Annotated in this window: 23 protein-coding genes; 15 read left to right on the top strand and 8 right to left on the bottom strand. The window is 70.8% G+C overall.

What is annotated here, in order from left to right:
• The first annotated feature begins 17 nt into the window (after positions 1–17).
• The 9 genes from AC4BEG_RS12135 (at position 18) to AC4BEG_RS12095 (ending at position 7,979) form a co-directional block, all read left to right on the top strand.
• Positions 18–1,811 (top strand): CpaE/TadZ family protein, encoded by a 1,794-nt coding sequence (locus AC4BEG_RS12135; protein ID WP_490705898.1) that lies wholly within the window; start codon positions 18–20, stop codon positions 1,809–1,811.
• 145 nt (positions 1,812–1,956) lie between these two features.
• Positions 1,957–2,328, top strand: coding sequence for a TadE/TadG family type IV pilus assembly protein (locus tag AC4BEG_RS12130; protein WP_490707066.1), 372 nt, complete (start codon positions 1,957–1,959; stop codon positions 2,326–2,328).
• Positions 2,325–3,704 (top strand): TadA family conjugal transfer-associated ATPase, encoded by a 1,380-nt coding sequence (locus AC4BEG_RS12125; protein ID WP_490705897.1) that lies wholly within the window; start codon positions 2,325–2,327, stop codon positions 3,702–3,704. Before AC4BEG_RS12130 ends, AC4BEG_RS12125 begins: the two co-directional genes overlap by 4 nt.
• A 6-nt stretch (positions 3,705–3,710) precedes the next feature.
• Complete coding sequence (locus AC4BEG_RS12120; protein WP_490705896.1) at positions 3,711–4,649, top strand: type II secretion system F family protein; 939 nt, start codon at positions 3,711–3,713, stop codon at positions 4,647–4,649.
• Positions 4,650–4,673: 24 nt separating this feature from the next.
• A complete protein-coding gene (locus AC4BEG_RS12115; protein WP_490705895.1) occupies positions 4,674–5,567 on the top strand; it encodes a DUF5936 domain-containing protein in 894 nt (297 codons plus the stop codon).
• A 274-nt stretch (positions 5,568–5,841) separates the two neighbouring features.
• Positions 5,842–6,006: a hypothetical protein gene (locus tag AC4BEG_RS12110; protein WP_490705894.1), complete on the top strand. Its 165-nt coding sequence runs from the start codon at positions 5,842–5,844 to the stop codon at positions 6,004–6,006.
• Positions 6,007–6,014: 8 nt separating this feature from the next.
• A complete protein-coding gene (locus AC4BEG_RS12105; protein WP_490705893.1) occupies positions 6,015–6,707 on the top strand; it encodes a pilus assembly protein TadG-related protein in 693 nt (230 codons plus the stop codon).
• Between the two features lie 40 nt (positions 6,708–6,747).
• A complete protein-coding gene (locus tag AC4BEG_RS12100) occupies positions 6,748–7,338 on the top strand; it encodes a hypothetical protein (RefSeq protein ID WP_490705892.1) in 591 nt (196 codons plus the stop codon).
• An 8-nt stretch (positions 7,339–7,346) separates the two neighbouring features.
• A complete protein-coding gene (locus AC4BEG_RS12095; RefSeq protein ID WP_490705891.1) occupies positions 7,347–7,979 on the top strand; it encodes an OmpA family protein in 633 nt (210 codons plus the stop codon).
• A gap of 91 nt (positions 7,980–8,070) precedes the next feature.
• Here AC4BEG_RS12095 and AC4BEG_RS12090 read toward each other — a convergent pair whose 3' ends face one another.
• Together AC4BEG_RS12090 and AC4BEG_RS12085 are read right to left on the bottom strand one after the other, a co-directional pair.
• Positions 8,071–8,481 carry a cold-shock protein gene (locus AC4BEG_RS12090; RefSeq protein ID WP_490705890.1) on the bottom strand — a complete coding sequence of 137 codons (411 nt, stop codon included), beginning with the start codon at positions 8,479–8,481 and terminating at the stop codon, positions 8,071–8,073.
• Between the two features lie 88 nt (positions 8,482–8,569).
• The gene (locus tag AC4BEG_RS12085; RefSeq protein WP_490705889.1) at positions 8,570–8,977 is read right to left on the bottom strand and encodes a DUF192 domain-containing protein; all 408 of its coding nucleotides are present in this window, start codon (positions 8,975–8,977) and stop codon (positions 8,570–8,572) included.
• Positions 8,978–9,043: 66 nt separating this feature from the next.
• Between AC4BEG_RS12085 and AC4BEG_RS12080 the strand changes: the two genes are divergently transcribed.
• Positions 9,044–9,790 (top strand): prepilin peptidase, encoded by a 747-nt coding sequence (locus AC4BEG_RS12080; RefSeq protein WP_490705888.1) that lies wholly within the window; start codon positions 9,044–9,046, stop codon positions 9,788–9,790.
• Positions 9,791–9,977: 187 nt separating this feature from the next.
• Here AC4BEG_RS12080 and mgrA read toward each other — a convergent pair whose 3' ends face one another.
• Entirely contained in the window at positions 9,978–10,973 is a 996-nt protein-coding gene (mgrA, locus tag AC4BEG_RS12075; protein ID WP_490707065.1) for an L-glyceraldehyde 3-phosphate reductase, read from the bottom strand.
• A 256-nt stretch (positions 10,974–11,229) separates the two neighbouring features.
• Here mgrA and AC4BEG_RS12070 point away from each other — a divergent pair, with 256 nt between their 5' ends.
• The 4 genes from AC4BEG_RS12070 to AC4BEG_RS12055 all read left to right on the top strand — a co-directional run bounded on the left by AC4BEG_RS12070 (position 11,230) and on the right by AC4BEG_RS12055 (position 16,494).
• Positions 11,230–11,991 carry an isoprenyl transferase gene (locus AC4BEG_RS12070; protein ID WP_490705887.1) on the top strand — a complete coding sequence of 254 codons (762 nt, stop codon included), beginning with the start codon at positions 11,230–11,232 and terminating at the stop codon, positions 11,989–11,991.
• A gap of 404 nt (positions 11,992–12,395) precedes the next feature.
• Positions 12,396–13,733: an RNA 5'-3' helicase PhoH2 gene (gene phoH2 / locus AC4BEG_RS12065; protein WP_490705886.1), complete on the top strand. Its 1,338-nt coding sequence runs from the start codon at positions 12,396–12,398 to the stop codon at positions 13,731–13,733.
• Positions 13,734–14,174: 441 nt separating this feature from the next.
• Entirely contained in the window at positions 14,175–14,891 is a 717-nt protein-coding gene (locus tag AC4BEG_RS12060; protein ID WP_490705885.1) for an aggregation-promoting factor C-terminal-like domain-containing protein, read from the top strand.
• 136 nt (positions 14,892–15,027) lie between these two features.
• Positions 15,028–16,494: an AI-2E family transporter gene (locus tag AC4BEG_RS12055; protein ID WP_490705884.1), complete on the top strand. Its 1,467-nt coding sequence runs from the start codon at positions 15,028–15,030 to the stop codon at positions 16,492–16,494.
• A 127-nt stretch (positions 16,495–16,621) separates the two neighbouring features.
• Here the strand turns inward: AC4BEG_RS12055 and AC4BEG_RS12050 are convergent, their stop codons facing one another.
• Both AC4BEG_RS12050 and AC4BEG_RS12045 read right to left on the bottom strand, forming a co-directional pair.
• Complete coding sequence (locus AC4BEG_RS12050; RefSeq protein ID WP_490705883.1) at positions 16,622–17,161, bottom strand: alkyl hydroperoxide reductase; 540 nt, start codon at positions 17,159–17,161, stop codon at positions 16,622–16,624.
• 11 nt (positions 17,162–17,172) lie between these two features.
• Positions 17,173–17,727: a peroxiredoxin gene (locus AC4BEG_RS12045; RefSeq protein WP_201876514.1), complete on the bottom strand. Its 555-nt coding sequence runs from the start codon at positions 17,725–17,727 to the stop codon at positions 17,173–17,175.
• Between the two features lie 138 nt (positions 17,728–17,865).
• Between AC4BEG_RS12045 and AC4BEG_RS12040 the strand changes: the two genes are divergently transcribed.
• Positions 17,866–18,819, top strand: a complete 954-nt coding sequence (locus AC4BEG_RS12040; RefSeq protein ID WP_490705882.1) for a hydrogen peroxide-inducible genes activator — start codon at positions 17,866–17,868, stop codon at positions 18,817–18,819.
• 30 nt (positions 18,820–18,849) lie between these two features.
• Here AC4BEG_RS12040 and AC4BEG_RS12035 read toward each other — a convergent pair whose 3' ends face one another.
• From AC4BEG_RS12035 to AC4BEG_RS12025, 3 genes are read right to left on the bottom strand one after another with little or no spacing between them, the layout of a single operon-like run.
• Positions 18,850–21,261 carry an FtsX-like permease family protein gene (locus AC4BEG_RS12035; RefSeq protein WP_490705881.1) on the bottom strand — a complete coding sequence of 804 codons (2,412 nt, stop codon included), beginning with the start codon at positions 21,259–21,261 and terminating at the stop codon, positions 18,850–18,852.
• Positions 21,258–21,944 (bottom strand): ABC transporter ATP-binding protein, encoded by a 687-nt coding sequence (locus AC4BEG_RS12030; protein WP_490705880.1) that lies wholly within the window; start codon positions 21,942–21,944, stop codon positions 21,258–21,260. The genes AC4BEG_RS12035 and AC4BEG_RS12030 overlap by 4 nt, the downstream gene beginning before the upstream one ends.
• Positions 21,941–22,465: a PadR family transcriptional regulator gene (locus tag AC4BEG_RS12025; RefSeq protein ID WP_490705879.1), complete on the bottom strand. Its 525-nt coding sequence runs from the start codon at positions 22,463–22,465 to the stop codon at positions 21,941–21,943. Before AC4BEG_RS12025 ends, AC4BEG_RS12030 begins: the two co-directional genes overlap by 4 nt.
• Between the last annotated feature and the right edge of the window lie 100 nt (positions 22,466–22,565).

Genomic DNA, 22,565 nt, shown 5'->3' with positions numbered 1-22,565 from the left:
AGTGAGGAGGTGCCGCGGTGACGATCAGGATTCTGCCGGCCGTCGGCGACCCCGACGCCGCCCGCTCCCTCGGCGGTCTGCTCGGCCAGCTGCCCGGTGTGGAGCCGTCGGCGCCCGTGGGCGACTCGACCCAGCTGCTCGACACCCTCGCCGCGCTGGCCGCCGCCTCCCTGGAGGAGCTGCCGGAGGTTGTCCTCGTCCATGAACGCATCGCCCCGGCACCCGCGCTGGAGGTGATCCGGGACATCGCGCTCCGCTTCCCGGCGGTGGGTGTGGTGCTGGTGACGGCGGACGCCGGGCCCGCGCTGTACTCGGCCGCCATGGACGCCGGAGCCCGCGGTATCGCCGGAATACCGCTGTCGTACGACGAGTTGGCGGCCCGTGTGCACGGCGCCGCCCAGTGGGCCGGCGGCGTACGGCGCCACCTGGGCGGCGGCGGGGACACCCTCGCCACCGGCCCCGGCGGACGGCTGGTCGCGGTGACGGGCGCCAAGGGCGGCGTCGGTACGACCGTGACCGCCGTGCAGCTCGCGCTCGCCGCTCGGGCCGCGGGCCGTACGGTCGCCCTCGTCGACCTGGACCTCCAGTCCGGCGACATCGCCTCCTACCTCGACGTCCAGTTCCGCCGCTCCATCGCCGACCTGGCGCAGATCACCGATATCTCCCCGCGGGTGCTCCAGGACGCGGTCTTCACCCACCAGACCGGCCTGGGGCTGCTGCTGGCGCCCGGCGAGGGCGAACGCGGCGAGGAGGTGACCGACCGCACCGCCCGGCAGGTCATCGGCGCGCTGCGGTCGCGGTTCGAGGTGGTCGTCGTCGACTGCGGCACCCAGATGACCTCGGCGGGCGCGGCCGCCGTCGAAACCGCGGATATCGCGCTGCTGGTCACCACCCCGGACGTGGTCGCGGTCCGTGCCGCCAAGCGCATGGTGCGGCTGTGGGACCGGCTCCAGATCCGCAAGGCGGAGGAGACGGTCACCGTCGTCAACCGCCATTCCCGACAGGCAGAGATCCAGCCGCAACTGGTCGCGCGCGCCACCGGCACCACGGTGGCGCGGACGGCGATCCCGGCCGGGTTCAAGGAGCTCCAGCCCGCCGTGGACTCCGGCCGGATGCAGGACCTGGACGCCAAGTCGGCCGTCAAACAGGCGCTGTGGGGGCTGGCCGGGGAACTCGGCCTGGTCGACGCGGCCTCCGGGAGCGGGGGTGGTGGCGGTGGCGGTGGCGGCCGCCGCGCCGCCCACCGGGGCGGCCACGCGGGCGGGTCCGGTGAGCGCACCCTGCCAGGGCTGCGGCGGCGCCGTGCCATCAGCGCGGGCGGCGCGGGCGGTGCCGGGGACTCCTCCGCGGGAGCGGAGCGAGCCACCGGTCCCGAGACGCTGAACGAGGTCCCGCCGTCCTCGTCGACGACCGGTTCCTTCCTCCGCAAGCGTGGCGACCGCGGCCAGGTCACGGTCGAATTCCTGGGCATCCTTCCGCTGGTCCTCACCGTGCTCGCGGTGATCTGGCAGTTCGTCCTCATCGGCTACACCTACTCACTGGCGGGCAACTCCGCGGACAAGGGCGCCCGCGCGGGCGCCGCCGCCGACGGTGGCCCGGCCGCCTGCCGGTCGGCGGCCGAGGAGGACATCCCGAGCGCCTGGCGGGGCAGTTCCTCGGTCTCCTGCGGAGCCGGTGCCGACGGCGTCTTCACCTCCACGGTCCGTATGAAGGTCCCCATCCTGTTCCCCGGCGGTGCCGACTTCCCCTTCACGGTCACCGGCACCGCGGGCGCGGCCGATGAATCGGGCCTGGCGGGCGGCGATGAGTAGCCCCCCGCCCGCCCCCGCACGTACGGTCCGGCCGCGCACCGGAGCGGAGCCCCCGACGAACGCCACCACGGCCGAACGGCCGGGCGGGCGCTGCGCCGCGCACCCCGCGGCGGCTCGGCGGGGCCGTGACCAGGGCTCCGCCTCCATCGAGTTCATCGGGTTCCTTCCGGTGCTGCTGATCGTCGCGCTCGCCGCCGTACAGCTCGGGCTCGCCGCGTACACCGCGCAGCAGGCCGGGACCGCGGCGCGGGCGGCCGCGCGGACCGCCTCGCTGGACGAGCCGCGGACCGGCCCGGCCGCCGCCGGGCAGGCGGCGATGAGCGGCTGGCTGGCCGACGGGGCGGAGATCACCAGCGGTGGCTGCGCGGGCGGGCAGGCGCGGGCCACCGTGACCGTGGAGATCCCTCCGGTGATCCCCGGGTTCGACTTCGGCAGTGCCAGGAGGAGCGCCACGATGCCCTGCGACGACGGTGCGGACGACATCGCCCGAGCCGGGGCCGGGGGAGAGGGCCGATGAGCCTGCGGGCCCGTATCACCGTGCCCGAGCGGCCCGGTGAGGGAAAGGGGCGTCAGGACGGACATCTCGTCTCCGTCTACCGCGCCAAGCTCCTCGAGGAGATCGACCTCGCGGAGATGTCCTCGCTCGCCGCGGCCGAGCGCCGCTCCCGGCTGGAGCGGGTGCTCGGGCACATCATCAGCCGCGAGGGCCCCGTGCTGTCCACCAGCGAACGGGCCCAGCTGATCCGGCGGGTGGTGGACGAGGCGCTCGGGCTCGGGGTGCTGGAACCGCTCCTGGAGGACGCCTCCATCACCGAGATCATGGTCAACGGACCGGACCAGATCTTCGTGGAGCGCGCGGGCCGGGTGGAGCAGGTGCCCGTCCGGTTCGCCTCCGAGGAGCAGCTGATGCAGACCATCGAGCGGATCGTCTCGACGGTCAACCGCCGGGTGGACGAGTCGAATCCGATGGTCGACGCCCGGCTGCCGTCCGGGGAGCGGGTCAACGTGATCATCCCGCCGCTCTCTCTCACCGGTGCCACCCTCACCATCCGCCGCTTCCCCCGCGCGTACACCCTGCACGAGCTGATCGGCATGGGCACCCTGGACGAGCAGATGCTGCTCCTGCTGTCCGCGCTGGTGCGGGCCAAGTGCAATGTGGTGGTCTCCGGTCCCACTGGTTCGGGGAAGACCACGCTGCTCAACGCCCTGTCCGGGCTGATCCCCGAGGGCGAGCGCATCATCACCGTGGAGGACGCCGCGGAACTCCAGCTCCAGCAGACGCATGTCATCCGGCTGGAGTCCCGCCCGCCGAATGTCGAGGGCAAGGGCCGGATCACCATCCGCGACCTGGTCCGCAACTCCCTGCGGATGCGCCCCGACCGGATCATCGTCGGCGAGGTGCGCGGCGGCGAGACCCTGGACATGCTCCAGGCCATGTCCACCGGTCACGATGGCTCACTCGCCACCGTCCACGCCAACAGTGCCGAGGACGCGCTGATGCGGCTCCAGACCCTCGCCTCCATGTCGGAAGTGGCCATTCCGTACGAGGCGCTGCGCGACCAGATCAACAGCGCCGTGGACTGTATCGTCCAGCTGGTCCGGCATGCTGACGGATCGCGCCGGATCAGCGAGATCGCGCTGCTCGACAGCCACGGCCACGAGGAGTACCGCATCGCCACCGTCTGCCGGTTCGAGGCCGAGCCGATGGCGGCGGACCGGGTGGTGCACGGCCGGTTCGGCTACTTCCCGCTGCCGGAGCGGATCGCGGGGCGGCTGCGGCTGGCGAACGAGTCGGTGCCCCCGGCGTTCGGGGTGGCCGCCTTCCCGGCCCAGCTGTCCACCCGCGGCGCCGTGTTCGACCGGTCCGCGTACGACCCGAGGGAACGGAGGTAGCCGGGCATGGACCGTCTGGCGACGGTGGCGCTCGGCGCGACGCTGGTGTGCGGGGCGCTGGGGGTCGTGGGGGCGCATACGTACGCCCGGGGCAAGGAGCAGCGACGCGCCCTGATCGACCGGCTGTCGGACTCCGGCCCGGTGGTGGCGTCCGGCCGTCCGCGCCGCTTCACCCGGATCGACCGGCGGCTGCGCGCGACCTCGGCGGGCAGTCGGCTGGAGCTGCGGCTGGCGGCGACCGGGCTGGCGCTGACACCCGGGGAGTTCGTGGTCTACACGGCCGCCGCGGCGGCCGGGCTGTGGGTGGTCGCGGCGTCCCTCCTCGCGTCGTTCTTCGGACCGATCGCGGCGGTGATCGCGGTCTGGGCCGCCTTCGCCTTCCTCAACTGGCAGCGCCAGAAGCGCATCGAACGCTTTATCAACCAACTGCCCGAGCTCTCCCGGATCCTGGCCAATGCCACCCAGGCCGGGCTGGCGCTGCGTACCGCGCTGGCGATGGCGGCGGACGAGATGGAGGCCCCGGCGGGCGAGGAACTGGCCAAGGTCGCCGCCAAGCTGGCCGTGGGCCACTCCATCGACGACGCACTGGAGGAGCTGGCGCAGCGGCTGCCGTCCCGGGAGCTGGTGGTGCTGGTCACCACCCTGGTGCTGTCCAACCGGGCGGGCGGGGCCGTGGTCACCTCGCTGCGCAATCTCACCCAGACGCTGGAGGAGCGGAAGGAGACGCGGCGCGAGGTCCGCACCCAGCTCTCCCAGGTGACCGTCACCGCCTATGTCGTCCCGCTCATGGGCATCGGGACACTGCTGCTGATGAACAGGATCTCGGCGGGCGCGCTGGACCGGATGACCTCGTCCTTCTGGGGCCAGGCCGCCGTGGTCGTGGCCTTCGTCCTCTACGGGATCGGCTTCTTCCTCATCCGCCGTATGTCGAAGATCGACGTCTGAGGATCCGAGGGAGAGGGGCGCACGATGGCAATCGCACTGCTGCTGGCGCTGGCGGCCGGGCTCTCGGTGGCGGGTATCGCCTACGGCATCGCGCTGTACCGCAGCGAGGCGAAACTGCCCTCCGATCTCGCGGTGGCGCTGGAGGTCGGCGCGACGCGCACCACCGTCGTCGGTTCGGCCGTCGACCGGCTGGGCATCCGCTACGCCCCGCTGGTGCTGCGCCTGATGGGCGAGAAGCGGGTGGCCCGGGTGCGCCGCCGGATCGATCTGGCCGGCAATCCGGGCGGGCTGACGGTCGACCGCTACGCCGCCCGGCGGGCGGTCTACGGCGCGCTCGGCTTCGGCGGTGCGCTGGTGATGCTGATGAAGGGACAGCTCCTGCTGGCGCTGCTGCTGGTGGCGTTCGGTCTGTTCTGGATCGAGGTCGGCATCTGGGCGGCGGTCCGCGAGCGCAGGGACGCGATCGAGCGCACGCTGCCGGACTTCCTGGACGTACTGGCGGTCGTGGTGAGCGCGGGGCTGAGCTTCCGTCAGGCGCTGGACCGGGTCGCGGAGAAGTACGAGGGTCCCTGGGCGGATGAACTCCGCATCACACTTCGGCAAATGGACATGGGAGTCAGCCGCCGCCAGGCCTTCGAGGAACTGCGTAAGCGCAATGACTCCGAACAGGTCGCGCAGTTCGTCACGGCCCTTCAGCAGGGGGAGGAACTGGGCGCTCCGATCGTTGAGACACTGATCGCCATCGCGAACGACATGCGCCGTACGGACGCCCAGAACGCCCGCCGCCGCGCGGCCCGCGCGGTACCGAAGGCGACCATGGTCATCACCACGTTCATGGTGCCGGGGACGATGCTGCTGCTCGTAGCCGGGTTCTTCATCGGCTCCGGCACGGACTTCGGCTCGATCACCGGTGACTGAGCTCCCAATTGAACCAATAGCCTTCGCGGTTGCAATCGGCTGTGGGACAGTCGTCGGGTGGCGGCTCCCCGGGGCCCGGAGGAGGTGAGATGGATGAGCCGTACCGGTCGCGGCGTACGGGAACGAATCGAACGCGGGGCAACGGGAAGGCAACGGAGCGTGAGGCACTGTTCCCGGGGTGGGGTTTCGGCGTACTTTGCTCCTGTCGCCTGCGACACCACGGGGGTTGAGTCGCCGGACCAGAGTGGGACGGCAGCCCATGGAGGGGAACACGATGGGGAAGCGTGCTGTGGGGAACGACCGGGGGCAGACCTCGATCGAATACCTGGGAATCATCGCCGTGGTGGTGGCCATCGTCCTGGTCCTGTCGACCACGGACTTCGGTACGGCGATCGCCAACGCGATCTCCGACAAGATCGCGCAGGTCGTCACCATCTGACCGGGCCCGTGACAGCCCGCAGGGACCTCAGAAGTGACGCGGGACAGGCCTTTCCCATCTACATCACCGCTGTGGCGGGCCTGCTCTTCCTGGCGCTCGCCCTGTTCGCGGTGGGCCAGGCCGGTGCGACCCGCAACGGCGGACAGACCGCCGCCGACGCCGCGGCGCTCGCCGCGGGCCAGGACTACCGCGACCAGTTGCGCACGGCGTTCCTCAAGGCGATCGCGGACGGCAGTGCCTGGGACGATCTGCTGAACGGCCGGGGGCTCGGCGCCGGGGGCGCCTGTGAGCAGGCCGGCTGGTTCGCGGCGCAGAACGACGCGGAGGTCACCGGCTGTACCCCGGGCTATCTGCCCGCCTCCTTCACGGTCACGGTCAGGACGCGTAAGCCCGTGGGCGACAGCGTCATCCCGGGCACCGAGAGCAAGCACGCCACGGCCAGGGCCAAGGCCGTGGTCACCCCGCGCTGCACCGCGCCCGCCGCCACGCCCGCGCCCACCACCCCGCCGCCCGCCGATGACCACGGCGAGGGCGGGAACGGCGGCGACGCCGGGGATGGTGGGAAGGACGACGGGGACGGGAAGGACAAGAAGCCCGCCGTCGACCTCCGGTGCGACGGCGAGGACGTCACGATCGACCCGGCGCACCCCGATCTCTTCCCCGACGCCAAAGACCTGTTCTCCGTGCACCTTGCCGATTGACGAGCCAATCCACCAGTAGCCGAGTGAGGGACAGCGAGCGATGAGCATGCGGCACACGACGAAGGCCCGGAGGGGGGCTGCCGCGGCGGCGCTCGTCGCGGGCTTGGCCCTCGCCGTGGCCGGATGCGGAAGCGGTGACGGCGGCGACGGGAAGAAGCCGGACGACGGCTCTCCCCCGAAGTCCACCGCGGCCAAGGACGACGGGCGCGCTCAGGAACCCGCGGCGGACTCGTCGAAGTCCATCGGCGAGCTGAAGGGCCCCAACGGAGTCGAGGTCACGTTGCATTCCGCGGTGCGCGACAGCGGTGGCTTCGTCACCGTGAGCGGCACCCTGACCAACCGTGGCAGCGAGATGTTCTTCGCCCTGAACTGGAGCTCCAAGGAACAGGAGCTGGCCAAGTCCCGCTCGTCCCTCTCCGGCGCGTCCCTCATCGACAAGGCGGGGAAGAAGCGCTATCTGGTTCTGCGTGACACCGACGGCCTCTGCCTGTGCACCACCGGGCTCTCCGGTATCAAGCCCAATGAGAGCCGCCCGGTGTTCGCCCAGTTCCCCGCCCCGCCCAAGGACGTCAAGGAAGTCGACTTCCAGATCCCCACGATGCCGTCCGTCAGCATCGAGCTCTCCGGGTGAGCCCCGCCATGACAACCCCTCCGCCCCTGCCCGCCGTCGCCCGCTACGCCCCCGTCCTCGCCGTACTGGCCTGCGCCGCGCTGTGGGTCACCGCCGTACCCGTCCCCGCGGCCCGTGCCGACACCGGCCCCGGCGCGCCCGCGGACACCACACCACCGGTCAGGATCGACGCCAAGGACCCCGATCTGCGGATGCCGGAGGGTGCCACACTGGCGCCCGGCCGGGTGCTGGACATCAAGTCGGTGGTGGAGACGGACAACGGCGACGAGCGGCGCGAGGACACCAACGCCAGGGTGAAGTTCGCCCTCCAGGCCGAGGTGCTCTTCGGCAAGGACAGCGCCAGGCTGAGCGGCGCGGCGACCGCCCGGATCGAGGAGATCGCCGAGGAGGCCGAGCGGCAGAAGGCGAAGACCGTCCGGGTCTTCGGCTTCACCGACAACCTCGGCTCCGCGGCCCACGGCGACACGCTGTCGAAGAAGCGGGCCAACGCGGTGCAGCGCGAGCTCTCCGAGAACCTCGACGCCTCCGTCAACTACGAGATCCGCGGCTACGGCGAGCAGTACCCGATCGCCGACAACGCCACCGAGGAGGGCCGCCGGAAGAACCGCCGGGTCGAGGTCAGCTTCCCCCGCACGGGCTGACGCGCACCGGCAAGCAGAACCGCCGCGCCGGGCGGACCCGGGGCGGCGGTGATGTCTGATGCTCAGGACCGGCCGGTCGGCCGGACCGGCCTCAGGACTCGATCCAGTTGTGTGCCTGCGCCAGCTCGATGATCCTCCGGCGGACCTGCTTGATCTGGTCGGCGGTCAGATTGCCGCCCACCTCGACCAGAGCCTCGGTCAGCTCGCTGCGGAACTCGGCGACCGACAGCACATCGCACATGGTGTCGTCACCCGTGTCCGGGCCCGCCGACCGCATCACCGACGGACCGGGGGCGCGCTCGACCACGCGGACCTCGGCCGCCTTGGGACCCTTGTCCCCGTACTCCGGGACGAACCGCACCTTGGATCCGGGCTGGAACAGCTGCTTGTCGTCCAGGAGGTCATTGGCGTGCATGAAGACGTCCTCGCCACCGTCGTCCGGCGCGATGAAGCCGTAGCCGCGAAACTCGTCGAACCGCAGAATCTTGCCCGTTGCCGTCAACGTGCCACCCCTACCCCTGTACCTCAACCTCGTTGACCTCGACCCTGAACGTCGAGGGATGTGTGTGCCCAACCATGACACCGACGGCTCAGCGTAGCGGAGGCGGGTGGGCCGGAGAAGGTCCGGGCGATACGGCGACCCGCGTCCCCGGCCGCAGCTCCCAGCGCTCCATCGCACCCGCCTCGGCCTCCAGCACATGGCGGGCGCGCAGCCGGGGCCGCCCGAGCCGTCCGGGCCGCAGGGTGTGAACGGCCAGTACGGTCAGCCGCCGGTCGAGATAGGCGATGTCGATGGCGAACCGCATCCGGAAGGTGTGCACCCCGCTCGCGGGGGTGAGCAGCATCGCGCCGGTCAGCCCGTCCCGGCCGAGCAGCCCGCGGGAGCGGGCCCGCCAGGAGGCGGCGATCAGCAGCGGAACGTCCTCGGCGACCCCCGGGACCCGCAGCGTCCCGGTGCCGTCCCGCAGACCGTCCGCACCGTGCGGTGCGTGCCCCATACCGCGCCCCTTTCCGCCCCTCCGGTGCAGTGTTCCACCCGAGGGGCGCTTCCGTAGGCTCGGGCCGTGCATCCGCTGCTGACCGCCCTCGCCGCCGTGTACGGCGCTGCCGCCGGGGCGCTGGTGCCCCGTCCTCTCTACCGGCTGGCCGTCGAACCCGACGAGCCCTGGCGCACCGCCTGCCCGCGCGGGCACACTCTTGCCGGCCCGGCCCGCGGCTGGCTCGGTCCCGCCCGCTGTCCGGGCTGCGGGGGCGGCGCATGGGACGGCGGGCCCGGGGCGGCGGCCGCGGTGGTGCTCACCGCGGCCGTATGCGCGGGGCTCGCGGCCGCGGTCGGCGCCCGTCCGGAGCTGGCGGTGTGGCTGCTGCTCGCCCCGCTGGGGGTGCTGCTGGCCGGGGTGGATCTGGCGGTGCACCGGCTGCCGGACGTCCTCACCCTGCCGATGGCGGCCGGGGCCGCGGCGCTGCTCGGCGCGGCGGCGCTGCTGCCGCACAGCGCCGGGTCGTGGCCGCGGGCGCTGCTGGGCGGGGCGGTGCTGGGTGGGGCGTATCTGGTGCTGTTCCTGATCAGCCCGAGCGGTATGGGATTCGGCGACGTCAAGCTGGCGCTGACGCTGGGGATCGCGCTCGGCTGGTACGGCTGGGACGTACTGGTGCTGGGTGCCCTCGCCGGGCTGCTGCTGGGTTCGTTCGCCGCGGCGGCCCTGGTCGTGACCCGGCGGGCACGGCGCGGGACGGCCATGGCGTTCGGCCCCTGCATGATCCTGGGGGCGTGCGCCGGGTTGGTACTGGGGGCCCTGGGGGCTGGATGACGTCAGCGCCGCGCTGATTGTCACCCTCGCCGATGCATGGACATCCCCTCACGAAGGGTTATGGTGGAACCCCCCCCTCGGGCCGGTCCGTACTCCCCCCCACGGACCGGCCCGCTCTATTACGGGGCCTGCGGATCCCGGCGGGCGTGGCCGCGGCCCACCGAGCCATGCGGATGATCACTGAGCGTTATGGCTTGCTGCGGGCCGCCCAGATGTTCACGCCCTCGGTGGTCTGTGCGAGGGAATCGATTTCGGCCAGCTCCTCGGCGGTGAGGGCGGGCGCGTCCAGCGCGGCGACGTTCGCCTCCAACTGCCGCACACTGGACGCCCCGCTGAGCGCCGAGGTCATCCGCGGGTCCCGCAGCACCCAGCTGAGGGCGAGCTGGGCCAGCGTCTGGCCGCGCCGCCGGGCGATCGCGTCCAGTCCGCGCAGCCGCCGGACGGTGTCCTCGGTCAGCAGCGCCGGGTCGAGCGACTTGCCCTGGGCGGCGCGCGACCCCTCGGGGATGCCCTTCAGATACTTGTCGGTCAGCAGCCCCTGGGCGAGCGGCGCGAAGCAGATGCAGCCCATGCCCTCGTCCTCCAGGGTGTCCAGCAGCCCGTCGTCCTCGGTCCAGCGGTTGATCATCGAGTACGAGGGCTGGTGGATCAGGGCCGGAACTCCCAGCTCGCGCAGAATCCGGGCGGCCTCGCGGGTGCGCTCGGAGTTGTAGGAGGAGACGCCCACGTACAGCGCCTTGCCCTGCTGGACGGCGGTGGCCAGCGCGCCCATCGTCTCCTCGAGCGGGGTGTCCGCGTCGAAGCGGTGGGAGTAGAAGATGTCCACGTAGTCGACGCCCATCCGGCGCAGCGAGGCGTCGAGGGAGGACAGCAGGTACGTGCGCGAACCCCATTCGCCGTACGGGCCGGGCTGCATCCGGTAGCCGGCCTTGGTGGAGAGGATGAGTTCGTCCCGGTACGGGCGGAAGTCGCGGGCGAAGATCTCCCCGAAGTTCTGCTCCGCGGACCCGGCGGGCGGACCGTAGTTGTTGGCCAGGTCGAAGTGGGTCACCCCGAGGTCGAAGGCGCGGCGCAGGATGGCGCGCTGGGTCTCGCGCGGGGTGTCGTCGCCGAAGTTGTGCCACAGGCCGAGCGAGAGGGCGGGCAGCAGCAGACCGCTGCGGCCGGTGCGCCGGTAGCGCATGGTGTCGTAGCGGCTCTCAGCGGCGCGATAGGGGGCGTGGATGTCGTTCACGGGGCTTCGTCCCAGGTCCGGGGATGGGAACGGATGACCCTATACGGCGCGTCCCGGGTGCGGGCTGGCCGGGAGGGGTGGCGCGTGCGCAACCCCTCCCGGCCGTGCAGCCGGGTTAGCCAGCCTCGCCGCCCCGCAGTAGTGTGTCGGACTTGGGCGGACTGCATGGCGAGCGCCATACGAGGCACTGAGGGGCTGGAAAGACGTGAAGTTGCGCGACCTGGTGTACGGGCTCTACGCACGCCGGGTGGAAGGCCGCCTCGACCACGATCAGGTGCCCAAGCACATCGGCGTCATCCTCGACGGCAACCGCCGCTGGGCCCGCGCGGCCGGCGGGACCACCGAGCAGGGCCACAAGGCCGGAGCCAGCAAGATCCAGGAGCTGCTCGGCTGGTGCAGCGAGACGGACGTCGAAGTCGTCACGCTCTGGATGCTCTCCACCGACAATCTGGACCGCCCCGAGGCGGAGCTGGTACCGCTGCTCGGCATCATCGAGGACGCGGTGCGCGACCTGGCGGCCGACGGCCGCTGGCGGGTGCACCACGTGGGCAACCGCGATCTGCTGCCCTCCCGCACCCAGACGGTGCTGAAGGAGGCCGAACAGGCCACCGAGCACATCGACGGAATACTGGTCAACGTCGCCATCGGCTACGGCGGTCGGCAGGAGATCGCCGACGCGGTGCGCTCACTGCTGCTGGACCACGCCAGCCGGGGCACCACCTTCGAGGAGCTCGCCGAGGTCGTCGACATCGACCTCATCTCCGAACACCTGTACACCCGCGGTCAGCCCGACCCGGACCTCGTCATCCGTACCAGCGGCGAGCAGCGGCTCTCCGGCTTCATGCTCTGGCAGAGCGCACATTCGGAGTACTACTTCTGCGAGGTTTTCTGGCCCGCCTTCCGCAAGGTGGACTTCCTGCGGGCGCTGCGCGACTACGCGGCCCGGCACCGCAGGTACGGCTTCTAGTTCCCTTCACTGTCAGCGCAGTTCACCGGCCGGGGCCGGACGCCGCGAAGCGTCCGGCCCCGGCCGGTGTGTGACGCTCTGGTCGCACAACGTTCATATACGCGCCGTCATATGCCGTTGCATGGCTCCGCACGTTCGAGGGAATATCCCTTGCAGGTCGACGCCCTGTCCCGGTGGACAGCGGGGACGGGGCATCGTCGGATTGCCAGCGGACGGCATCGGGCCGTCCGCCCGGGAGGCCCTTTGCACACGGACGACTGTGCGGATCGTGCGTATGACGCGGAGGGCCGGCGCACGGCCTTCCCCGGAGGGCTGAGCCCGGTCCGTTCCCTGTCTGCGGCGGGGAGACTCCACTCCCGCGACGCCGTCGCACCCCAACCTCTCCCGAGGGGGTACGTCCACCCGTGGTGACCAGCACAAAACGCCGCGAGCACGACCGGCGCACCTATGTCCTCGACACCAGCGTCCTGCTGGCCGACCCCAAAGCCATGGCCCGCTTCGACGAGCACGAAGTTGTGCTGCCCGTCGTGGTGGTCACGGAGCTGGAGGCCAAGCGGCACCACCCGGAGCTGGGGTACTTCGCCCGGCAGGCACTGCGCCTGCTGGATGAGTACCGCATCCGGTACGGCCGTCTGGACGCTCCGCTCCCGATCGGCGATCTGGGGGGCACCCTGCGTGTCGAGCTCAATCACTCCGACCCCGGTGTCCTGCCGGCCGCCTTTCTGAACCACGGCGGCCGGGTGGGGGACAACGACTCGCGGATCCTCGCGGTCGCCAGAAACCTCCAGGCCGAGGGGTACGACGTCACCGTTGTCTCCAAGGACCTGCCGCTGCGCATCAAGGCGTCCTCGGTGGGGCTGCTCGCCGAGGAGTACCGCGCGGAGCTGGCGATCACCGACTCGGGCTGGACCGGGATGGCGGAGCTCGCCATCTCCGCCGAGCAGGTGGACGACCTGTTCGCGGCCGAGACCGCGTACATCCCCGAGGCGGCCGAACTGCCGGTGCACACCGGGCTGGTCCTCCAGTCCGAGCGCGGCAAGGCGCTGGGCCGGGTCACCCCGGACGGGCAGGTGCGCCTGGTGCGCGGTGACCGCGAGGCGTTCGGGATCCACGGCCGAAGCGCCGAGCAGCGCATCGCGCTGGATCTGCTGCTGGACCAGGAGGTCGGCATCCTCTCCATGGGCGGCCGGGCCGGTACGGGCAAGTCGGCGCTGGCGCTGTGCGCGGGTCTTGAAGCGGTGCTGGAGCGGCGGCAGCACCGCAAGGTGATGATCTTCCGTCCCCTGTACGCCGTCGGCGGGCAGGAGTTGGGCTATCTGCCCGGCAGTGAGGCGGAGAAGATGAGCCCCTGGGCTCAAGCGGTCTTCGACACACTGTCCGCGGTGACCAGCTCCGAGGTGATCGAGGAGGTCGTGGAGCGCGGAATGCTGGAGGTGCTGCCGCTCACCCATATCCGCGGCCGTTCGCTCCATGACGCCTTTGTGATCGTCGACGAGGCGCAGTCGCTCGAACGGAACGTCCTGCTGACCGTTTTGTCCCGCATCGGCGCCAACTCCCGGGTGGTTCTCACCCATGATGTGGCACAGCGGGACAATCTCCGCGTCGGGCGCTACGACGGCGTGGTGGCGGTGGTCGAAAAGCTCAAGGGCCACCCGCTGTTCGCGCATGTCACCCTCAACCGCTCCGAGCGGTCGCCGATCGCGGCGCTGGTGACCGAAATGCTGGAGGACGGCCACATCTGAGCCGATAGCGGCCGGTTGGGACCGGCATGGGCGACGGGACGCCGCGCGCAAGGGCCAAGAAGCCTAGCCGCGCGGCGTCTTGCCGCGTAGGGATTTCCAGAAATCCCTAGGGGTAAACGAGGTGTGAGCTTTCACACCCAACGGGGAATTGCCTCCGGGCATGCGCGTCGGGCAGTGTGTGGGTCCTGTCAGGCCCCGCATACGGCACACCGGTACCCCCAGCGGTACCGAACCGCAGTAGCACCAGAATTGAAGAGCGTTCGCCGTATGCCGCCCGAGTACCTCAGGGCCCTCCCGTGGGAGGTCCCAGCGGGCCCGTGCCTCCCGTGGCCAGCCGACCCCACCGAGTACCACCGGGGGCGGAACAAGGGGAGGTCAGCGCCAGGGGGCACGATTGCGCCCGTGAGGTCACCTAAGCGGGCGATGCTGGAAGGAAACCGTGTGAGCCGGATTTCGGTCCGGGGATTCGCAGTGGCTTCGGCTACCGCGGTCACCACTGTGGGCGCCGTCGTCGGCGGTGTGGCTTCGGCCGGCGAGCAGAACGGCTCGTCCGACTCGATCGAGGCGACCGCTGCTGACTCGACGCTCCTCGCGGACATACCCGCCGGACAGCAGGCCGTGGCGCAGGGCGCGTCCCTGACGCAGCAGGCGGATGTGCAGTCCACCGCCGCCGACGCGGAGGCGAAGAAGTCCGCCGAGGAATCTGCCCGCAAGCAGGCGGCCAAGGACGCGCAGGCCAAGAAGGCCGCCGCGGACAAGGCAGCCGCCGAGAAGCTGGCCAAGGAGCGCGAGGAGAAGAAGCAGAAGGAGGTCGCCAGCCGTTCCGCGAAGCGTGACGCCGTCGACATCCCTCAGAAGGCTTCGTACACCATCGCCGAGACCCAGGCCATGGCGCGCCAGATGATGGCCGGCGATCAGTTCCAGTGCTTCAGCAACATCGTGGACCACGAGAGCGGGTGGAACTACAAGGCCACCAACGCCTCGTCGGGTGCCTACGGTCTGGTCCAGGCGCTGCCGGGCTCCAAGATGGCCTCGGCAGGTGCCGACTGGCAGACCAACCCGGCCACCCAGATCAAGTGGGGCCTGAACTACATGAACGACCGCTACGGCAGCCCGTGTGGCGCCTGGGACTTCTGGCAGGCCAACAACTGGTACTGATCGGGACCGGCCGCACGGCCGAACCGACCAACGCGCTTCGCGAAACCCCCGGCCGCACCCGGTCGGGGGTTTCGTCTTCCCTCAGCCGGTAACGTCGTCACGACGGCAGAGGGGAAACGGGGGTAGGAAAAGAACAATGTCCAGATTGCCGCAATGGGTGGGCAGGCTGGGAGCCGCACTGTCCCGGCTCGCCACCCGGCTCGAAACCCAGCAGGCCGCCGCCGGCGCCGACGAAGGCGCCGCGAGCGCCTCGTCCGCCGGTACGAGCGGCCCGGGTGGATCGGGCACGCCGGACGACGGCGCCGCGTCGTCGACCTCCGGGGCGCCCGGCTCCGGTACGGGGGAGGGCGGAACCGCCGGTCCGGAGCCGCCCGTCAGCGTTCCCGCTCCGCCCGCCTACGCGCCCGCCGTCACCGCCCGGCCCGATCCGGTGGCCACCGTGCCCTGGGGTGTGCGGGTCGCCGCCGAGGCCGGATGGCGGCTGCTGGTGCTCGCCGGAACGGTCTGGGTGCTGATGCGCGTCATCAGCTCCATCCAACTGGTGGTGCTCTCCTTCACGGTGGCCCTGCTCATCACCGCGCTGCTGGAGCCGACCGTCACCCGGTTCCGTAACCGCGGCGTACCCCGTGGCCTGGCGACGGCCATCACCTTCATCGGCGGCTTCGTCGTCATGGGGCTGGTGATCTGGTTTGTCGTCTGGCAGGTGATGGAGAACATCGACGAGGTCTCCAGCAAGGTCCAGGACGGTATCGACGATCTGCGCCGCTGGCTGCTGCACAGCCCGTTCCATGTGACCGAGGCCCAGATCAACCACATCGCCAAGTCGCTGCGCGAGGCGGTCGGGGCCAACACCGAGGAGATCACCTCGGCCGGTCTCGAGGGCGTGACGGTTGTTGTCGAGGTGCTGACCGGCATTCTGCTGACGATGTTCAGCACGCTGTTTCTGCTCTACGACGGACCGCGGATCTGGAACTGGACGCTGAAACTGGTCCCGGCCGCCGCCCGTGAGGGCGTGGCGGGCGCGGGCCCGCGGGCCTGGGCCACCCTGACCGCCTATGTGCGCGGCACCGTGATCGTGGCTCTGATCGACGCGATCTTCATCGGGGTGGGGCTGTTCGTCCTCCATGTGCCGATGGCGGTCCCGCTCGCCGTCTTCATCTTCCTCTTCGCCTTCATCCCGCTGGTGGGTGCGGTGGTCTCCGGCGCGCTGGCGGTCGTGGTCGCACTGGTCACGCAGGGCGTGTTCACCGGGGCGATGGTGCTGCTGGTGGTGCTGGCCGTCCAGCAGATCGAGGGCCATGTCCTCCAGCCGTTCATCCTCGGCCGGGCGGTGCGGGTCCATCCGCTGGCCGTGGTGCTCTCGGTCGCGGGCGGTTCGCTGATCGGCGGAATCGGTGGTGCGGTGGTCGCCGTACCGCTGGTGGCGGTGGCCAATACGGTCGTCGGCTATCTGCACGCGTACAACAAGGAGCATGCGATGCGGGCGGTCCCTGGACCGCACGGTGCCACCGCTGTCGCGTTGGCCCCCACCGCGCCACCGTCGGCCGCGCCGCCGGGGGAGGCAGCGGGCAAGAACGCGGGCAAGGACGACAGCGCGTCCTAGGGAAACGACGAAGAGGGGCGCCCCACCGACCGGTGGGGCGCCCCTCCTCGTATGCGCTAGTGCCGCGTCAGTCAGGGTTTGCCCGGGGCGAACCTTGGCTGATGCGGCGCTAGCGGCGCCGCTGGGCTCAGGCGCCCGCGGCGAGGGTGGCCTCGGCGTCCAGGGTGGCGCCGACGGCCTGGAGCACCGCAGCGATCTTGAAGGCTTCCTGGATCGTCTCGCGGTCCAGGCCCGCCTTGCGGAGCACCTGCTCATGCGAGTCCAGGCACATACCGCAGCCGTTGATCGCCGACACGGCCAGCGACCACAGCTCGAAGTCGACCTTCTCCACACCCGGGTTGCCGATGACGTTCATCCGCAGACCCGCGCGCAGGTTGTGGTACTCCGGGTCGGACAGCAGGTGCCGGGTCCGGTAGTAGACGTTGTTCATCGCCATGATGGCGGCGGCCGACTTGGCGGCGGTGTACGCCTCCGCCGAGAGGTTGGCCTTGGCCTCCGGCTCCAGCTCCGACAGCACCCGCGGCGAACGCGAGGCGATCGCGCAGGCGAGCACGGTGCCCCACAGCTGCTGCTGCGGCAGCTCGGAGTTGCCGATCACCGAACCGAGGTTCAGCTTCAGGTCCTTCGCGTAGTCCGGAAGCGCGGACTTCAGCGCATCGAGTGCCATATCAGCTCACCTTACTCGCCGGAGAGGAGCTTGACCGGGTCGAGGGTGTCCTCGCCCTTGCTCCAGTTGCACGGGCACAGCTCGTCGGTCTGGAGGGCGTCCAGCACCCGCAGGACCTCCTTGGGGTTACGGCCCACGGAACCGGCCGTCACCATGGTGAACTGGATCTCGTTGTTCGGGTCCACGATGAAGACGGCGCGCTGCGCGAAGCCGTCCTCGCCCTCGATGCCGAGGTCGCGCATCAGCTCGTGCTTGGAGTCGGCCAGCATCGGGAAGGGCAGGTCACGCAGGTCGGCGTGGTCCTTGCGCCAGGCGTGGTGGACGAACTCGGAGTCGCCGGAGAAGCCGAGGATCTGCGCGTCACGGTCGGCGAACTCGTCGTTCAGCTTGCCGAACGCCGCGATCTCGGTCGGGCACACGAAGGTGAAGTCCTTGGGCCACGCGAAGACGACCTTCCACTTGCCCTCGTAGGACTTGTGGTTGATCTGCTCGAACTCCTTGCCGCTCTCCAGCGAGACACAGGCGGTCAGATCGAACTGGGGGAACTTGTCACCGACAGTGAGCACGCGCTCTCCTTGCAGCTTTCGGATAGGAAACCCTTTTGATCTGGGATTCCATGGGGTTGGACGGCTCTCACCCTTGCACAGCTGACATTGATCAGTGAAATAGCTAGACTCGGTGCTGTTGATTGGAGGTGGCTATCAGTGGCTGTGCCCACCACACCCGGCAAGCCACGGCAGCCCAGCCTGTCCCAGCTCAGAGCCTTCGTGGCGGTCGCGGAGCAGCTGCACTTCCGGGACGCCGCGGCGGCCATCGGCATGAGTCAGCCCGCGCTCTCGGGGGCCGTCGCCGCCCTGGAGGAGACCCTCGGGGTGCAGCTGCTGGAGCGTACGACGCGGAAGGTGCTGCTGAGCCCGGCGGGGGAGCGGCTCGCGGCCCGGGCCCGTACGGTCCTGGAGGCGGTCGGTGAGCTGCTGGAGGAGGCGGAGGCGGCCCGAGCGCCGTTCACGGGGGTGCTGCGGCTCGGGGTGATCCCGACCGTGGCGCCGTATCTGCTGCCCACCGTGCTGCGGCTGGTGCACCGGAACTACCCCGACCTCGATCTCCAGGTGTACGAGGAGCAGACCGCCTCGCTGCTGGACGGGCTGGCCCACGGACGGCTGGATCTGCTGCTGCTCGCGGTGCCGCTCGGCGCCCCCGGCGTGGTCGAGCTGCCGCTTTTCGACGAGGACTTCGTGCTGGTCATGCCGCAGGACCACTGGCTGGGCGGGCGCAGCGACATCCCGCGCGAGGCGCTCAAGGAGCTGGATCTGCTGCTGCTGGACGAGGGCCACTGTCTGCGCGATCAGGCGCTGGACATCTGCCGGGAGGCGGGCCGGACCGAGGGCGCCCCGGTGACCACCAGCGCCGCCGGGTTGGCCACGCTGGTGCAGCTGGTCGCGGGCGGCCTCGGGGTGACCCTGCTGCCGCGCACCGCACTGCGGGTGGAGACCGGTCGCGGCGACCACCTGACCACCGGCTATTTCGCCGACCCGGCGCCTGCCCGGCGGATCGCCCTGGCCATGCGCGCGGGCGCCGCGCGGGCGGAGGAGTTCGAATCGTTCGCCTCCGCCCTGCGCGACGCCCTGCGCCCGCTGCCGGTGCGCATCACCCCGTAATGCGCACCGGCCCCTGTGGGGGGTCCACCGTCACTCGGTACGCAGCCCCTCCGGGCGCATCATCCGCCACAGGGGCGGCAGACTGACCAGGGTCACCAGGAGGATGACGCCCGCGCCCACGCCGTTCATCAGGGTCAGGCTCGACCAGTCCACGGCCCAGCGCTCGTTGACCATCTTCAGCAGCATCGTGCCCAGTGCGAGCCCGCCCGCGGTGGACAGGGCCAGGCCCAGGATCACGGGGACGGCGGTCTGCCACAGCACGGACCAGCTGAGCGTGGCGCGGCGGGTGCCGAAGGCCACCAGGACGGACAGCAGCCGCTTGCGATCGCGCAGTTGCTCCAGCATTGAGACGATCATGCTCGCCCCGATGAGCATCAGGGTCGCGGTGGCGCCGATGAACAGCCCCTTGCGGAGCATCGTGAACTGATTGGACGCCGAGGTGCTGACCAGCGTGAAGACGTCCATCGTCGGGGACAGCTCCGCACTGGTGTTGCGCGCGTACTCGATGGCATCCGGCACCTTCGGGTCCAGCCGCAGCAGGGCCTGGGCCGTGGGATCGGTGAACCGGGAGACATCGAAGGCGCCGGGTGTGGCCAGGACACCGGGGCTCTCGGCGCCCGATGCGTCCGGCTTCGTCGTCACGGTCTTGGCCGATCGTGGGACGGTCCACAGCCTCGGGTTCTTCGCGACCGGATAGCCCTCCTTGTCCAGCCGCAGATTGACCTGCGCACCGGGCTTGAGGAACGAGGGCTCATCCGCGGGGTAGGCATCGGACGTGGCCACGAAGACATCGCCGTCGGAGCAGCGGCGGAGGTTGGCCATCTCGCGCAGCGTGGCGCAGTCGGCGACCGTGACCGACTCCGTCGGGGCGTCCCTACGCACCTTCTTCTTGGGATGGGCCTCGCCCACGGACCCCGAGGTGCTGCCGAGCACCTGGCGCACACCCTTGGTGCCGCGGTACTTGGCGAAGACGGCGTTGGCCTGGGCCCCGTTGTCGACCCGGAGGCTCGCGACTATCTGGGCGCGGCGGGGGTCCTGACCGGTGGACTTCGTCTCGTGGCTCTGCACGCTGGCGAAGAGCATCTGGAGCGCGATCGCCCCGGCGACGGCGACGGTGATGCCGCTCACCGCACGGGCCGCCGTCCCGCTGCTGAGCTGGAGCCGACGGGTGGCGAGCTGCCAGGGCACCGGGCCCTTGCTGAACCGTTCGACGACCGCCTCGACCAGCCAGGGCAGCAGTGCGGTGATGCCGATCAGCAGCAGGACCGCGCCGGCCGCCGCCTGGTACCCCTCAAAGGTGCTGCTCCTGCTGGTGGCGCCGTAGCCGCCCGCGAGCGGCATCAGCAGACCGATGCCCAGCACCGGCAGCAGCAGCCGCCACCACAGCCTGCGCCGACGGGGTTTGGCATTGCGTACGACGCCCAGCGGCTCGATGGCGATGCCGCGCAGCGCGGCCAGGGTGACGAGCACGGCCGAGCTCGGCACGACAAGCGCGATCAGCAGCGCCAGCGGTACGGACGGACGGATGTCGGAGGCGAAGAAGCTGATGTCGTCCAGGGTGACCGTGCTGGCCAGCTCGCGCAGTCCCAGGAACAGCGCCGTACCGGTCAGCAGTCCGAGGAGCGAGCCGACGAGCGACTCCCCGGCCGCGACCCGCCGGGTCATCCGGCCGTCCGCGCCCACCAGGCGCAGCGCGGCCAGCCGCCGGTCGCGCCGCTCGCCGCCGAAGCGTGCGGCGGTGGCGATGAAGATCAGGACCGGCAGCAGCAACACCACACAGCCGATGATGACGAGCAGCAGGACCCCGGGGTTCAGCTGATGGGTCGCGGGAGGGGCGCCCCAGTGCTCGAGGCGTTGCCCGGTGTCGTTCCGGAACGCCGCGCCGTCGGCACCCGCGTAGTACCGCAGATCGCTCGGGCCGGACAGTCCGCTGTCGGCGATGGTGCCGACGACGCGGTAGGGCAGGCGCTGGCGGAGCAGGTCGTGGTCGGCGAGCAGCTTCTTCAGCGCGGGGGAGACCCACATCTCACCGGGGGCCGGGACGCGGTCCACCCCCGGGGGCTTGGCCGGGCTGTCCCCGTCGGGCGCGATCAACTCCCCCTCGATGTCGTCCGAGTGGAACGTGGTGTCCGCGCTGGCAACCCGTACGGTGTGCGGACCCGGCTTCGGGTGGGGGTCGATCCCCTCGCCCGAGATCGCGCGGGCCGCGCCCCGTTCGTCACGGAGGCTGTAGGCGTTGGGGGCGGAGGAGGCGAACAGCAGCAGCGCCACGCCGAGCCCCACCCCGACCGCTGTCATGATCGTCCTGGCCCAGCTCTCCCGGCCGCCGGTGACCGCGAAGCGGGCGCCCATGGCGAGATCGGCAGTCCAACGGGCGATGGCGCCGCGCGGCTCGGGCTCCAGGCGCTGAGGTGGTGCGGTGGCGGTCTCCTGGGCGGTCATCGGGCGCCCGCCATGTCCCGGGCCTTGCCGTCGCGCACCACGATCTCGCGGTCGGAGTAGGCGGCGACGCGGGCCTCATGGGTGACCAGGACCACGGCGGCGCGGGTCTCCCGGGCGGCCTCGGTGAGCAGCTCCATCACCCGCTCCCCGTTGAGGGAGTCCAGCGCGCCGGTGGGTTCGTCGGCGAACAGCACCCGCGGGTTGGTGACCAGCGAGCGGGCGACGGCGACGCGCTGCCCCTGACCGCCGGAGACCTCACCGGGGCGCTTGTCGCGGACATCCGCGACCTCCAGCCGCTCCAGCCAGGACAGCGCCCGCGCTTCGGCCTCCTTGCGCTTGACGCCGTTCAGCCGCAGCGGAAGCGCCACGTTCTCCACACAGTTGAGTTCCGGGACGAGCTGGCCGAACTGGAAGACGAAGCCGAACTCACCGCGGCGCAGCTTGCTGCGCTCGGCGTCCGACATCGCGGACAGATCGCGTCCGCCGTAGTGGACCGAGCCCGCGTCCGGGGTGACGATCCCGGCCAAGCAGTGCAGCAGGGTGGACTTGCCGGAGCCGGAGGGGCCCATGACGGCGACGACCTCGCCGGGGTGGATGGAGAAGTCCGCGCCGTCGAGCGCGGGGGTGGGGCCGTACGCCTTGTGGAGGCCGTCGGCGGTGAGGAGTGAGCCCGCGGGAGTCATGAACGTACCGCCTTGCCGAGTTGGCCGAGGCGGGCCGCGGTCAGCTCCAGCCAGCGCAGATCGGCCTCGAGATGGAACAGTGCGTGGTCGCAGATCAGTTGGTCGCTGAGATCGCCCGAGCGCTTGCGCTGGGTCAGCTCGCGCATCAGCCGCAGATGCTCGGCGCGTTGGACATCGAGCAGATCGGCGGCGTCGCGCCCGGTGAGCAGGGCGAGGACGACCTTGGTGTAGAGCACCGACTGGAGGTAGGGCTCGGGCTTCTCGGGCTGGGCGAGCCACTGTCCGACATCGGTGATGCCGGCGTCGGTGATGGCGTAGCGCTTGCGCTCGGGGCCCCCGCCGTGCTCGATGCCGTCGACCTCGACGAGACCGTTCTTCAGGAGGCGGGACATGGTCGAGTAGACCTGCCCGTAGTGGAGCGGGCGGTCATGACCGAATCGTTCGTCGAAGGCCCGCTTGAGGTCGTAGCCGTGGCGCGGGCCGGACTCCAGGAGTCCGAGCAGGGTGTGGCCGATGGACATGCGCGGCACTCTACACGACGGGTATACGTCGTGTGTATAGCTGCGGTGAATAGATCGTTTACGCAGGTCAACAAGGTGTGGAGGGTGGGGCCGCCTCGGG

The organism is Streptomyces sp. JLBJ103 (genome assembly GCF_058215575.1).
This window is presented reverse-complemented; position numbering and strand designations above follow the sequence as displayed.